The sequence below is a fragment of the uncultured Acetobacterium sp. genome (assembly GCF_927416815.1).
GTDB lineage: Bacteria > Bacillota > Clostridia > Eubacteriales > Eubacteriaceae > Acetobacterium.
In genome coordinates this window covers 1-12,573 of sequence record NZ_CAKMJU010000106.1, presented here as the reverse complement: position 1 = coordinate 12,573, position 12,573 = coordinate 1, and the positions used below count along the sequence as shown (strand labels likewise).

The following is a 12,573-nucleotide window of genomic DNA, read 5'->3' as shown; positions in this document are numbered from 1 at the left end:
CAGACAATGCATAGCAGTACCGATGAAAAGTGGATTTCTTTTGCATACCAGCCAATTATTTCGGTCGAAAGCAAAATGGTAGAGGGATATGAAGTACTGATGCGTTGGAATGATCCCTTATACGGCAGCATACCACCCGATATCTTTACATTACCGGTCAGTCAAAAGTAGCCGAATATCAAAATGTAGAAGTTGAACGGCTGGCTGCCAATCTGATGCGACTGGCTGACGGAAAGCTGGACTTTGATCTAAGTGTGGCCTCAGTCGATCAATATACCGGTGCGGTCAGCGCCCAATTCAATGAAATCAGCAAGAGTTTAACCACTGTCAAGACCGCCATCGACGAGGTGCTTGAAGATGCCGGTTTGCTGACCCAGGCTGCCATTGAAGGACATTTAACCACTCAGGCGGATACCGATAAATTCAGCGGCGCTTGGAAAGAACTGGTCAGCGGCATGAATGATATCCTAGTTGAAGTCGCCAAACCAACAAACGAGGTTATGACCGTGATGGAAGCCATCTCAAACGGAAACCTCCAGGTCTTGGTAACGGGATCGTATCAGGGCGATTTTAATCGTTTGAAGGAATCAGTCAACAATACGGCCACCCGTCTCGATGCGATCATTAGGAATTGAACAGGTTTCTCAGGTTGTTCAAACAAATTCTGCTACTGCCGAAGAAAGTGCCGCTTCTAGCGAAGAACTCTCGGGTCAGGCAGAACTGCTGATGAAGATGGTTGGCGAGTTTAAACTAAAATAAGACCAAGCAGTAACTTAGGAAAGTGGTCGGAATCCGCTGCAAATACCTGAGGAGATGTTTCTTTTAAATTCGAAAAAGTAAAACTGGTCATCGATTGAGGCTTCTATAGCGAAGCCGATATTAATGCATTGGGCTGAAATTTATTGTTGCTGCACAGCACCTGAACTCAATTAAGCGGGTTAAGTAGTTATATAACTATTTTTCAACTTCGGATTGCGTTTCCTTATAAAACCGAACGCTATAATTATCTTTTATCTTGACACTGTCTAGATTGCGGGGTATAATCTTTACAACATCAAGATTACAGGAGGACTATCATGTCAGAAAAACCCTATCACCATGGCAACTTAAGAAACAGCCTGATTGAAGCAGGTATTGAACTGATTAATAAAAAGGGGGAGGATGGCTTGTCGCTGCGAAAGGTTGCCGCCCGCTGTGGAGTGAGCCATTCCGCCCCCTACAGTCATTTTAAAAATAAGGATGAACTCCTGCAAGGGATGCAGCATCATGTCACCAACTTGTTTATGACCGCGCTAGAATCCGCAATCGAGACCTATTCGGACAGCCAAGACCCCGAAATCCTGATCCAGATGGGTAAGGCCTATGTCCTCTTTTTTATCAATCAACCCCATTATTTTAGTTTTTTGTTTTCCCACTCCAGCATGTCGGTAAATTTAGCGATGGATGATGACGGCACCGATAATTTTCCGCCCTTTGAAATCCTACGACAACATTCCTTTCGTATTTTAAAAAGTCTGGGCATGGACGATCAGACAATCAAGGATTCCATTATCACGATGTGGTCGACCGTTCACGGTCTGGCCTCGATTGCGACCATGAAAAATGTCCGTTATGATAAATCATGGGAAACTAAAATTGAGGATCTGCTCCGAAATACACAGGGAGATTTGAACGATGAACGAAAATTTGAAAAATCGCGTCATGTTCAAAATGATTAAGAAGATGGTGCTCTTACTGCTTAGTTTAATCATCGCTTTAGCGACAGTTTCTTTAGTGACGCTATTTATTTGCAGTCCCGGCGAAATAAAGCCCTTCACCGATGCCAACGGCGATTACTTAGCCGGAAGTCTGGCTGAAAAAACATCGATTGAGATCAACGGCGTTGAAATGGGCATGATCATCAAGGCCAAGGATGTAAACAAACCGGTGTTATTATTCCTCCATGGCGGTCCAGGGCTGCCGGAATATTGGCTCAATCAAGCATACCCCTCGGGACTTGAAGATCATTTTACGGTGGTCTGGTGGGATCAGCGCGGTGCCGGACGCTCTTACAAGACCGCCATTCCCAGTGATACGGTGACCACCCAGCAAATGATTGATGACACCATTGCCGTTAGCAACTACCTGCGAAAGTGCTTTAATCAGGATAAAATCTTTCTGATGGCTCATTCTGGTGGCAGCTATATCGGAATTCAGGCGGCGGCAACGGCACCTGAGCTGTATCGGGCTTATATCGGTGTAGCTCAGATTTCGAATCCCGATCTTTCTGAAAAAATCGCCTATGATTTTATGCTGGACTTTTATGAACAATCTGATCATCACAAAAATGTCAACGCGCTCAAAGCTGCCCCCTACGGAACCCCCGGCTATGATCGGATCCGCGACCAGATGATGCATCAAGCCGGTATTGGCACCACCCGTACGATGGATTCGGTGTTGACTGGGGTATTTCTAGAAGTCATGAAAAGTCGTGAATATACGGTTACTGAAAAAGTAACTATCTGGCGGGGCAAAGCCTTTACAAAAAAAACAAGGCTTTATCAGGAACTATGGCAATGCGATTTGAGCAAATCGCTAACCCGGGTTGATGTTCCGATCTACTTTTTTGTCGGCGCTTACGACTACACCGTTAACCGGCATCTCTCCGAAGCCTATTTTGAAAAAATCCAGGCTCCCGAAAAACACTGCTACATTTTTGAAAATTCCGCCCACAGCCCGATTTTTGAAGAACCGGATCGATCAATTGCGATTTTGAAAGAACTACAAATGGATTTCTAAATACTTTGGAGAGAGCATCTTGGCTGTGGGAAAATTAATATAAAAAAAAGAGAATCGTTATATGAAATATTATGATCTATTGAAGATTGTAGCAAGCTGGGCGGCTTGCATAGATTAACGATCCACAGACCTTTTATATGTTGTTAAAACTATCTTACAAGGAGATTATAACATTGGCAAATGATTATTGTACAGTTCGTTTGGAAATGCAAAAGGATTGGAGAGAAGTTGAAAACCTTACAAGAGAAGCTTTTTGGAATAAATACCGTCCCGGCTGTTCGGAACATTTTGTGCTTCATCAATATCGGAGCCGTTCAGATTTCGTGAAGGAATTACAAAAAGGCTATCTTACAGGAGTAACCGGCACTTATCAAGACCCGGTAGGTTATCTGGTTGATGATGCCGATGTTGAAGCGTTTGATATGAACTTCTCACCGAAAGAAAAAAAGAAGCTGCCAGGACAGTTAGTATAATAAAAAGGCGAGGCACCCTACGTTCCGTAGGGTGCCTCATTTGGTGTGCCCGGCATGGGCGCAATCTCATCCCAAATTTTCTCCCCATTTTTTTCACAAGTAAGCTGCTTTTACAATCATTTTAAATTTACTGAAATAGTATGTTTATTTTATCAAATATGTGTTTTTTGTGGCGCCGACGGTTTATCTGGGGATCGCTGAGTCCCATTCGATGGATCTCGGTGATCAACAAAAAAAGGCCCAGTTTCTGGGGGCGACCAATATGGAAAAAGGTCTCTACGCCGATGACGCCAATTTATTTGCTCCATATTACCGGCAGGCGGCGCTGAACGCCAACACCATGGATGGATCCCAATCGGATCAATATTTTGATCTGGCCTACGCGGATGTTTCAAAGGCCTTTGATCAGTACATCAAAGATTACAATCAGGGTCGGCCGTTTGTGCTGGCCGGCTTTAGCCAGGGTACAGATTAAGGTCTGCTTCTTTTTTTTTTGAAAATGGATAATATCAACGTACACAAGGAGACGGAGGTTTTATGTCCCCTTGTGCGTATTTTATGAACTCAGCATAAAAACAGGCTTTTTTTGACAGAACTTGAAACGTCCATATGTCATAATGCCCGCCTTATTCGGTTAGCAGCAACAAGGTTAGACTAATTCTTTACAAACGGTAATATGTCACCTTGCTCGTATATTATTCTTTTAACCTTAAGTTAAAAGCGAATTCTTTCTACATTGCGATTCATAAGTTTTCGTCCAATATTCTGATAAATCCATTTTTTTAATGGCGTCATCGGTTGCTGATATTTTTCAAAGAATTCATCAGGGGAAATGAATACGCCGAAATCGTGGTTGATACCTTCTTTTTGGATGTAAGTATCATTGGCATCCCACTCTATTTGCGGATTTTGAAAGTTAGCGGTACCAACACCATATCCACAAAAACTGGTTGTGCAATCAGAAAACTTTTCTTGAAGTTTGTTCAAATATTGGCTATCCAGAATAAAACCCTCTATGTTATACCAATGATCTTTATATTGAATTTCAACCCAACTGTGAATAATGCTTTGGGGAGCAAACCTATAAATTATCCCTGTCATCGCTCCTTTTTGCAATTTCTTATCAATCGTAAAACCATGAATCCGGCAAGGAATTCCAACTGCTCTCAGCAGTGCCATAAATAACGTTCCCTTTGTATTGCATTGTCCATAGCCATCATTTAAAACTTCAGAAGCAGAAATCGTGTCATCTGTGTTATACCCAAATGCGATATCGTCACGTACAAAATTATAGATTTCTAGAATTTTATGAAAATCATCGCCATTTGTCCACCGCTGTTTTTTTACTAATCGCTGTATTGAACTGTGGTTAAAATTCAACATTTGTGTTTCTTGCAAGTACTTATTCATTGTATAATCCTCCTATTTTGTTTGATTACATTTTATCAATATACTTGTCAGAAAACTTTCAAAAACTCGCTATCTCTTATGATATTTGTTGCAGACATTCCGGTCATCATTTTATTGGTGTATGCAAAATGGGATGAACTATTAAAACCGACATTAAGAGCTGCTGTTGTTATGTTTTCGCCATTAAAAATTGATTCGTACACTCTCTGGAGTTTATGTAAAACAATATAACTTTTTAAGGGTATACCTGTTTCTTCTTTGAATAAATGTGCCAGGCGACTTTCAGAGAGGCCTATTTTTTTAGAAAAATATTTTATTTGATGAAACTCAACTTCATGTACACAGTCATCCAAGTGATTCAGTACTTTTATAACCCGGTCACTAAAAATTTTCATATTACTGTAATCAAACTGAAAGGTAATGCTCTGAGCAAAGGAAAGAATAGCATCATGGCTCTTTTGTTCAAGTACATTTTTGAAAGCAGGCTGCATAACATTTATTTTTTCTCCTGGGAAAATATAAAAAGGCTGACCCTTTAGCAACCCTCTCATCACACAGCCAAGGTCGGTTGTCGGATCAACTAACATCGTGAAATGGGGTTCTCCCTCGGCATTAAAAGTATGTTGTGTATCCATGTTTACAAGAATGGCACTACATGCAATGTGTTTTCCGTTAATTTCAATATTTAATTCCTTTTTACTGCTGAGGAACAATTGCAACAACCAGTGTTTATGGCAATTCGCTTCTATAATATTTGAAATTGCCATAAAATTCCTACCGTATTTAATAATATCGTTCATTACATCACCTACTCACTTAATGTGGATCTGGATTTTACTCGCCAGACACCATTTTATCAACTTATTTAAGAAAACAACCTGAGTTAGCTGCCTAGAAAAAAGCTACAAGACCTCAACTTAACTGATTACCAGAGACAGGCAGAAATTGTCTATGTTTTATTTTGTAGCTGGTCGATAAGTCGATAGGAATCACAAAGACAAAATAATTCTTGCTTTTTCCTTCGGTTACCAGGGTTTTATAAACCAGTTCATAGGGTAAGTTCAGTAAGTCAGCTGTCTGTGACCCGTCCACAAATGCATTGCATTGATAGCTTTGGTGGCTATAGTCAATTTTAAATTTATCCAAAATGCCCATGGCATTGGTTTTTACTTCTTTTTGTTTAGCCATAGTTGGTGTTTTCTCCTTTAATTAAAGATCGTTGTGCAACCTCATTTTACTGGACTATATTGACCGTAATTATTACGATGGTAGCCTCACCGATGAGGAGTTCTTCAGCAATTCCTTCCGGGATGCGGCTGACCGGATCATGACCGTTACCAAGTCACCCTGGATCTCGGCCATGACTACCATTGCTATTGTTTTTGGGGTGGTTATATTAGCAATGCTATTATTTGTCTGGTGGCGACACGCCAAAAATCAGAAAAATCTGGAGGCCAAGCGAACCGCCGAAATGCTAAATACCCCGTTGGAAAAATTTGACGATGTGGAAATCGAAACCCTGGCGAAAAAATATCAGGATAATCCGTCAGGTCAGCAAGATGAGAACAAAAAGTAATTCGTAAAACAAGGAGGAAAGAGATGGCAATTTTAGAACGATTCAGCGATATTATCCGAGCTAACATCAACGATCTGTTGGATAAGATGGAAGATCCGGCGATCATGATCGATCAGTATTTAATTGATTTATTGGAGGATCTGGCCGAAGTGAAGCGCAGCACCGCAGCAATCATGGGCGAAGAAACCCGAACCAAACGTTCGCTAGACAACAACAAGATCGAGGTGGAAAAATATGCCGGCCTGGCCAAAAAAGCCCTGGTAGCCGGGAATGAAGGGGATGCCCGAATCTTTCTTGAAAAAAAACAGGAGCTGGAAAATCTGGATTCCGAATTGATGGCTGTTTATACCGCTGCCCATAAGAACGCCATGAAAATGCGACAGATGCATGATAAACTGGCGGCGGATATCCAAACCCTGCAGGCACGTCGAACCATGATCAAGTCCAAGGTTTCGATTGCCAAAACTCAGGAAATCATCAATCAAGCCAGCAGCTCAACCAATCAAACCGAGGATGCCATGGACGCCTTTACCCGAATGGAAGAAAAGGCCGACCGGATGCTCGATGAAGCCAACGCCATGGCCGAACTCAACATCAAGCCGGTTGACCCAGCCGAAGCTTTAGAAGAAAAGTATGCCGAAGCCGGAATTGCTTCGGTCGATGAGGAACTGGCTAAACTTAAAAAAGAGTTGGGGTTGCAGTAAATAAAAAAACAAAGTCATGGATTCTAATTAAATCCATGACTTTGTCTATGTCTGCAGAAATATAAGCCTGATCTCGTTTGCTCTCATTAGCTTGCTGTCTCAGTTCTTTTTTGATAACTGCGGACAACGCAGGAAAGACTAAAGCATACGACAAAGTAACCGAGTGCCAGTACCGAAAAAATCATAAACACTTCCGGTGTTGTGGTGTATCGTCCCATCACAACAAATCCGCTTCGGGTATACTCCGGAATCGCAACGACTTGTAGAAAAGACGTGTCTTTAATGGTCGTAATCACCTGCGATAAGAGGGAAGGAATAATCCGTTTAAAACATTGCGGCAGAACAATGAAGGTTAATGTTTGAATCAGCGTAAAACCTTGCGATTTTGCTGCTTCAAATTGTCCCTCTGCAATCGAATTTAAGCCCCCGCGGACGATTTCAGCCAGTACTGCCGATGTGTATAATGCCAAGGCTAAGCCACCGCGCATGACAATCGAACCATACGGTATCATAAAGCAACAGACGAGCACCCACAGTAGCAGTGGTGTATTTCTAAATACTTCGATATAAACCCCGGCTAAGCGACCTAAAAAGCGTTTTTCATAGGTACGCAGTAATGCCAGGATTGTTCCGAAAATGATTGAGATGATGACAACGGATACCGACAGGGTCAACGTTAATGCCATCCCTTTAGCCATAAATTGAACATTTGAGGGCGTAAATACATTATTAAAAACGTCTAGCATGTTACCGCCTCCTCACTTGGATCAAAGGGAACCCGAGCAATATCGTTTCGTTTGAGGCGCTCTTCGTATTTTCTTGCCCAAGTTGCCAGTGGGAAACAGAGCATGAAATATAAAAGACCAGCAAAGACATAGGAAGGCCCATAATCGAGACTGGATGATGCCCATGAATCGGCCATATACATCAGATCGAATCCGGAAATCATTGCCAGGACTGAGGTGTTCTTAATCAGGTTAACCGCTTGATTTGTCAGCGGTGGGAGAATTATTTTGATCGTCTGCGGTAGGATGACATAGCGCATATATTGAATATAGGTAAAACCCTGGGATTTTGCTGCTTCAACTTGTCCCACTGAGATTGAGGTAATACCAGTTTTGACAACCTCCGAAACATACGCACCATGATAAATACCCACGCCTAGTACACCAATTGCAAACACGCTAAGCCGTAGTCCGGCAATTGCAAGACCATTATACATAAAGAAAACCTGTATAACCAGGGGAGTATTTTGAAAAAACTCAACATAGACCCTTGCGATTCCGCGCATTACCTTGTTGTTTGATGTCGAAATCACACCAAAGATAACACCCAGAACAACCGCAAGGATTAAGGCGAGGGCTGCGACCTCAATCGTTCGCAGAAACCCTTCGCCAAACATTTGCCATTCTCCAAACATCTTCTCCCAACGCCATAAGGCAAAAGGATTAGAACTTTTCATTAATAGTTAAGTCCCCATTTCGTAATTAGCTCTTCAATGGTTCCATCAGCTAGCCATCCGCTGATATAGCCGTCAACCGCTTCAGTCAGGGCGATGTTATCAAGTTTTGAGGTAACACCATATTGTTGTGGTGAGAAACGATCTGGTAAAATCATCGTTGAATCATCAACATATCCGCCGAGGATTGAGCCATCAACACAGAAAGCATCAACGCGTCCAGAGTCTAATGCGGCTTTAATTTCAGGGTAGGTTGCATATTCTGAGAATGTTACAGTAATCCCTTTTTCAGTGGCTACTTTATTAACGGCTTCTTTGGATGTCGCGCTTTGAGCCACACCGATTACTTTGCCATCCATGTCAGCAAGACCTTTGAAACCGGCATCTTTTTTAACTAACAGACCGACGGCATCTTCATAGTAAGGGGTCGAGAAGTTATAGGTTAATTTTCGTTCGTCAGTAATGGTAAATGTTGCGATAATCAGATCAACTTCACCATTATCAAGCAGTGGACCACGTGTTTTAGCGGTTACTGGTGTGAGTTCATAAGCATTTTCATCGCCGAGAATTTCTTTGGCCAGAAGCTTGACAATATCAATTTCAAAACCTTCGATTTCTCCAGTTGTCGTGTTTTTAAGTCCAAAATTAGGAACATCTTCTTTAACACCGACTCTTAAAACACCAGCTTTAACGACTGCATCAAGACTGCCGTCAGCACCGCTATCACTCGTAGTCGTTGCCGCCGGCGCACAAGCTGCCAGTGTAAAAACCAGACCTAAAACAAGCAGAACAGAAAGTACCTTTTTCATAATCATTTTCCTCCTAAATATAAATATTATAATAGCTAATATCGTTTGATATTAGAAATTAACGCAAAATCTTACTGAGAAAAAGCTTTGTTCGTTCCTCGGAAGGATTTTCAAAGAAATGCTCAGGTTTTCCTTCTTCAACGATTCGACCTTCATCCATAAAGATGACGCGATCGGCAACGACTCGGGCAAAACCCATTTCGTGGGTAACCACAACCATGGTAATATTTTCTTTTGATAATTTGATCATGACATCCAGCACCTCTTGAACAGTTTCCGGGTCAAGCGCCGATGTCGGTTCATCAAAAAGAATAATTTTTTGCTCTGTTGCCAGTGCTCTGGCAATCGCAACACGTTGCTGCTGGCCACCGGACAGGGTTGATGGGTAGGCATTTTCCTTTTCACTCAAACCAACCGTCGCTAAATATTTTCGGGCTTTTTCAATGGCTTGATCTTTTGGTATTTTTTGTAGTTTTATCGGTGCCAGGGTCAAATTTTCCAGCACTGATTTATGTGGGTATAAGTTAAAACTTTGAAATACCATCGCCGATGTCCGGCGAACCAGCTGAATTTTATTTTTCTGGGTGAGTTCTTCACCATCAATGAAAACATGCCCCGATGTCGGCGCTTCTAAAAAATTCATACAACGAACCGTGGTGCTTTTACCAGAACCCGAGGGTCCGATAATAACCAATTTTTCACCTTCGGCAACGGTTAAATTAATATCTTTGAGGACATGGTTTGCTCCGAAATATTTATTCACCTCTTGAAGTTTAATCAATCACTTTTCCTCCAAATCTAATATCGATAATCCAAAAAAAGAACTTCAATAGAATATACACAGTAATTAGAAGTATATCTGAAGCTCCATTGCTACATAAGTTATCTCAATATATTTTTCTTTCTAATCAATAATATTATTTTGAAAAGCTTTTGTCAAGCGTTTTCAATTTATTACGCGTAACTTTGAATAAAGGATAGGAATTTGGATATAAAAAGCTTATAATGAGTTTGTAAAGATAATCAAACGCAAAGGTCTGCAAAATATTATCAAGTGAAGAAAATAATTTAAACCTTTATATAAGGTGGAAAAGAGGGTAGTATAATGGGTGAAAAAATAACAACCGTTCAGTACAAAGGCAATTTGAATGAGGTCTATCGGGTTGCTGAAAAGGCCGTTGGCAATGCCTATCGCGAATACATCATTCGCACCAAAGAAGACGATCCCGTTGAGCTGGCGAGAATTAAGTTTCAAAAGGGTGGCAGAAACGAACCAGGATCGGAAGTCGGTGTAATCGATTCTGATTTATTAGAGATTGTCAGAGATCGCTTAAAGCTATACCAGGAAGGTGAGTTTGAATGTACCGAAAACGCGATGGCCTTAGTCCATATTGAAACCGCGATCATGTGGCTTAACCGTCGGGTTGAAGATCGCATCAAGCGTGAAGTCATCGGAACCCATAAGAAATAATTTAGCGGCGATTTAATTAAGTAAAATCGGGGTTGCTTTGTCGGCCAAAAGTCACTGCGTCACCAGATCATAGAGACTTTGCAGGAAGAATCATTGCCATTCACAGCGACCCCTTTGTAGATGATCCCAAATATTTATAGTAAGCATAATTCCATTGATCTATACCGCGAGATGGTGTAGAATAACAACAATAACAAAAAAGGAGTGATCATTAAGTGGACGATGAACCTGAAGAGACGCATAGGATTAGTTTCTCGATGTGCAAAAATAGAAAAGTGAAACCGTGTTTAGTACGATTAAGACTTTCATCTTACCATCGTAGACCTTGACGCAGTATTTTGAGTACTGTTTTTATGGTCTTTTTTTCGTTTTTAATTTAGGAGGATGAATACGTGCTGACAAACATTTTGTTTTTAATGAGTTTAATTGCGATTAATGCGTTTTTTGCGGCATCAGAAATCGCATTGATATCGCTCAATGACAATAAGATCAAGTTGATGGCGGAAGAAGGCAATAAAAAAGCCCAACAAGTGACCAGTTTATTAGGTGAACCGAGTCGATTTCTGGCCACGATACAAATTGGCATCACCCTGGCGGGATTTATGGCAAGTGCCTTTGCGGCAGAATCATTCGCCGATCCTCTGGTTAATCTGATCAAAACCTATAACCTGGCCATTTCGGAGACCCTGTTAAAGGGGACAACAGTTGCCATTATTACTCTCGTCCTTTCATATTTTACACTAGTGCTTGGCGAACTTGTGCCAAAACGGGTGGCGATGAATAAAGCTGAAGCGATTGCTTTTATTGTTGTAACGCCACTGATGGTGCTGTCTAAAATTACAAGCCCCTTTGTTAAATTTCTGACTGCTTCGACGAATTTTTGCGTCCGACTTTTTGGCATTGATCCGAACTCAGTCGATGACGATGTCACTGAAGAAGAAATACGCATGATGATTGATGTTGGCGAAGAAAAGGGTACCATTGACGAACGTGAGAAGATCATGATTAACAACATCTTTGAGTTTAATAATAAAACAGCTGAAGATATCATGACCCATCGAATGGAATTGATTGGGATACCGTCTAGCATTGAATTGAAGGCGTTAATCGATATTGTGAAGAATGAACAATACTCGAGAATTCCGGTTTATCAGGAAAGTATCGATAATATCATTGGCATCCTATATGTCAAAGATTTGCTTACGCTGGTAACGGAGAGCCCAGTAACAGATTTTAGCCTGGATGGCTATATCAGAAAACCGATTTTTGTTCCGGTTAAAAAGAAAATCGACGAATTGTTTCTTAATTTACAAAATGCAAAAACCCATATGGCGATAGTGATTGATGAGTACGGCGGAACAGCTGGCGTTGTCACAATTGAAGATCTGGTAGAGGAGATTGTTGGCAATATCTTCGATGAATACGATGAGGAAGAAGATCGGGAAATTAAACAGCTTGACGAAGTAACGTTTGAAATCAGTGGTATGATCAGTCTTGATGAGCTTGAAGAACCGCTTGATATAGAACTGCCAGTGGAAGATTTTGAGACATTAAATGGTTTTCTGATCAGTCTGTTTGGCAATATTCCACCCAAAGATGAAGTCAATCAAGTCCGGTTTAAACATTTGTTAATAAACGTCGTTGACGTTACAGAGAAAAGAATTGAGAAAGTAATCATAAAAATCGAAGATAGAACTGATTTACACATATCAGAAAATAATTAGCGTGAAAGTAAACCGTTTTTCAGATTACCTGAGGAGCGGTTTTACTGATAATCGAAGACCACGATGTGTTCGATGAAAAAATCGGAGGAATAGATGGAATCCCCTTATGACAAAAAAAGACAGTTCATTTTAAATGCTGTATATATTCTATTAGTTGCGGCTATTGTAT

Annotated in this window: 18 protein-coding genes; 11 read left to right on the top strand and 7 right to left on the bottom strand. The window is 41.1% G+C overall.

Annotation, left to right across the window (positions count from 1 at the left end; genetic code table 11):
• The first annotated feature begins 6 nt into the window (after positions 1–6).
• The 7 genes from QZ998_RS16950 to QZ998_RS13695 all read left to right on the top strand — a co-directional run bounded on the left by QZ998_RS16950 (position 7) and on the right by QZ998_RS13695 (position 3,726).
• A complete protein-coding gene (locus QZ998_RS16950; protein WP_366512460.1) occupies positions 7–171 on the top strand; it encodes an EAL domain-containing protein in 165 nt (54 codons plus the stop codon).
• Positions 172–215: 44 nt separating this feature from the next.
• Positions 216–635: a hypothetical protein gene (locus QZ998_RS13720; RefSeq protein ID WP_296561401.1), complete on the top strand. Its 420-nt coding sequence runs from the start codon at positions 216–218 to the stop codon at positions 633–635.
• A complete protein-coding gene (locus QZ998_RS13715) occupies positions 616–759 on the top strand; it encodes a hypothetical protein (protein WP_296561400.1) in 144 nt (47 codons plus the stop codon). Before QZ998_RS13720 ends, QZ998_RS13715 begins: the two co-directional genes overlap by 20 nt.
• Positions 760–1,076: 317 nt before the next feature.
• Complete coding sequence (locus QZ998_RS13710; protein ID WP_296561399.1) at positions 1,077–1,718, top strand: TetR/AcrR family transcriptional regulator; 642 nt, start codon at positions 1,077–1,079, stop codon at positions 1,716–1,718.
• Entirely contained in the window at positions 1,675–2,778 is a 1,104-nt protein-coding gene (locus tag QZ998_RS13705) for an alpha/beta hydrolase (protein WP_296561398.1), read from the top strand. Before QZ998_RS13710 ends, QZ998_RS13705 begins: the two co-directional genes overlap by 44 nt.
• 173 nt (positions 2,779–2,951) lie before the next feature.
• A complete protein-coding gene (locus QZ998_RS13700) occupies positions 2,952–3,251 on the top strand; it encodes a hypothetical protein (RefSeq protein WP_296561397.1) in 300 nt (99 codons plus the stop codon).
• A gap of 160 nt (positions 3,252–3,411) precedes the next feature.
• Positions 3,412–3,726 (top strand): DUF3089 domain-containing protein, encoded by a 315-nt coding sequence (locus tag QZ998_RS13695; protein ID WP_296561396.1) that lies wholly within the window; start codon positions 3,412–3,414, stop codon positions 3,724–3,726.
• Between the two features lie 239 nt (positions 3,727–3,965).
• On the opposite strand, the gene QZ998_RS13690 is transcribed toward QZ998_RS13695, so the two are convergent.
• From QZ998_RS13690 to QZ998_RS13680, 3 genes are all read right to left on the bottom strand, one after another.
• Positions 3,966–4,661, bottom strand: coding sequence for a transglutaminase-like domain-containing protein (locus QZ998_RS13690; RefSeq protein WP_296561395.1), 696 nt, complete (start codon positions 4,659–4,661; stop codon positions 3,966–3,968).
• 47 nt (positions 4,662–4,708) lie between these two features.
• Positions 4,709–5,461, bottom strand: a complete 753-nt coding sequence (locus QZ998_RS13685; protein ID WP_296561394.1) for a helix-turn-helix transcriptional regulator — start codon at positions 5,459–5,461, stop codon at positions 4,709–4,711.
• A gap of 112 nt (positions 5,462–5,573) precedes the next feature.
• Positions 5,574–5,849, bottom strand: coding sequence for a hypothetical protein (locus tag QZ998_RS13680; RefSeq protein ID WP_366512459.1), 276 nt, complete (start codon positions 5,847–5,849; stop codon positions 5,574–5,576).
• Between the two features lie 31 nt (positions 5,850–5,880).
• Between QZ998_RS13680 and QZ998_RS13675 the strand changes: the two genes are divergently transcribed.
• Both QZ998_RS13675 and QZ998_RS13670 read left to right on the top strand, forming a co-directional pair.
• Positions 5,881–6,237: a hypothetical protein gene (locus QZ998_RS13675; RefSeq protein ID WP_296561393.1), complete on the top strand. Its 357-nt coding sequence runs from the start codon at positions 5,881–5,883 to the stop codon at positions 6,235–6,237.
• A 23-nt stretch (positions 6,238–6,260) separates the two neighbouring features.
• On the top strand, positions 6,261–6,941 hold the full coding sequence (locus QZ998_RS13670; protein ID WP_296561392.1) for a PspA/IM30 family protein: 681 nt from the start codon (positions 6,261–6,263) through the stop codon (positions 6,939–6,941).
• 86 nt (positions 6,942–7,027) lie between these two features.
• Here the strand turns inward: QZ998_RS13670 and QZ998_RS13665 are convergent, their stop codons facing one another.
• Genes QZ998_RS13665 through QZ998_RS13650 form a run of 4 tightly spaced genes read right to left on the bottom strand, consistent with a single transcriptional unit; the run spans position 7,028 to position 9,990 of the window.
• On the bottom strand, positions 7,028–7,687 hold the full coding sequence (locus QZ998_RS13665) for an amino acid ABC transporter permease (RefSeq protein ID WP_296561391.1): 660 nt from the start codon (positions 7,685–7,687) through the stop codon (positions 7,028–7,030).
• Positions 7,681–8,403 carry an amino acid ABC transporter permease gene (locus tag QZ998_RS13660; RefSeq protein ID WP_296561389.1) on the bottom strand — a complete coding sequence of 241 codons (723 nt, stop codon included), beginning with the start codon at positions 8,401–8,403 and terminating at the stop codon, positions 7,681–7,683. The genes QZ998_RS13665 and QZ998_RS13660 overlap by 7 nt, the downstream gene beginning before the upstream one ends.
• Complete coding sequence (locus tag QZ998_RS13655) at positions 8,403–9,209, bottom strand: transporter substrate-binding domain-containing protein (protein WP_296561388.1); 807 nt, start codon at positions 9,207–9,209, stop codon at positions 8,403–8,405. Before QZ998_RS13655 ends, QZ998_RS13660 begins: the two co-directional genes overlap by 1 nt.
• Positions 9,210–9,267: 58 nt before the next feature.
• On the bottom strand, positions 9,268–9,990 hold the full coding sequence (locus tag QZ998_RS13650; RefSeq protein ID WP_296561387.1) for an amino acid ABC transporter ATP-binding protein: 723 nt from the start codon (positions 9,988–9,990) through the stop codon (positions 9,268–9,270).
• Positions 9,991–10,314: 324 nt separating this feature from the next.
• Here QZ998_RS13650 and QZ998_RS13645 point away from each other — a divergent pair, with 324 nt between their 5' ends.
• The gene (locus tag QZ998_RS13645; protein ID WP_296561386.1) at positions 10,315–10,680 is read left to right on the top strand and encodes an ABC transporter ATPase; all 366 of its coding nucleotides are present in this window, start codon (positions 10,315–10,317) and stop codon (positions 10,678–10,680) included.
• 392 nt (positions 10,681–11,072) lie between these two features.
• A complete protein-coding gene (locus tag QZ998_RS13640) occupies positions 11,073–12,404 on the top strand; it encodes a hemolysin family protein (RefSeq protein ID WP_296561384.1) in 1,332 nt (443 codons plus the stop codon).
• Positions 12,405–12,573: the final 169 nt, after the last annotated feature.

What these genes read in the sequence shown, in the direction of transcription:
- QZ998_RS16950 (WP_366512460.1), top strand. Translation starts at nt 7, where the DNA reads ATGCATAGCAGTACCGATGAAAAGTGGATTTCTTTTGCATACCAGCCA.
- QZ998_RS13720 (WP_296561401.1), top strand. Translation starts at nt 216, where the DNA reads ATGCGACTGGCTGACGGAAAGCTGGACTTTGATCTAAGTGTGGCCTCA.
- QZ998_RS13715 (WP_296561400.1), top strand. Translation starts at nt 616, where the DNA reads ATGCGATCATTAGGAATTGAACAGGTTTCTCAGGTTGTTCAAACAAAT.
- QZ998_RS13710 (WP_296561399.1), top strand. Translation starts at nt 1,077, where the DNA reads ATGTCAGAAAAACCCTATCACCATGGCAACTTAAGAAACAGCCTGATT.
- QZ998_RS13705 (WP_296561398.1), top strand. Translation starts at nt 1,675, where the DNA reads ATGAACGAAAATTTGAAAAATCGCGTCATGTTCAAAATGATTAAGAAG.
- QZ998_RS13690 (WP_296561395.1), bottom strand. Translation starts at nt 4,661, where the DNA reads ATGAATAAGTACTTGCAAGAAACACAAATGTTGAATTTTAACCACAGT.
- QZ998_RS13685 (WP_296561394.1), bottom strand. Translation starts at nt 5,461, where the DNA reads ATGAACGATATTATTAAATACGGTAGGAATTTTATGGCAATTTCAAAT.
- QZ998_RS13680 (WP_366512459.1), bottom strand. Translation starts at nt 5,849, where the DNA reads ATGGCTAAACAAAAAGAAGTAAAAACCAATGCCATGGGCATTTTGGAT.
- QZ998_RS13670 (WP_296561392.1), top strand. Translation starts at nt 6,261, where the DNA reads ATGGCAATTTTAGAACGATTCAGCGATATTATCCGAGCTAACATCAAC.
- QZ998_RS13665 (WP_296561391.1), bottom strand. Translation starts at nt 7,687, where the DNA reads ATGCTAGACGTTTTTAATAATGTATTTACGCCCTCAAATGTTCAATTT.
- QZ998_RS13660 (WP_296561389.1), bottom strand. Translation starts at nt 8,403, where the DNA reads ATGAAAAGTTCTAATCCTTTTGCCTTATGGCGTTGGGAGAAGATGTTT.
- QZ998_RS13655 (WP_296561388.1), bottom strand. Translation starts at nt 9,209, where the DNA reads ATGAAAAAGGTACTTTCTGTTCTGCTTGTTTTAGGTCTGGTTTTTACA.
- QZ998_RS13645 (WP_296561386.1), top strand. Translation starts at nt 10,315, where the DNA reads ATGGGTGAAAAAATAACAACCGTTCAGTACAAAGGCAATTTGAATGAG.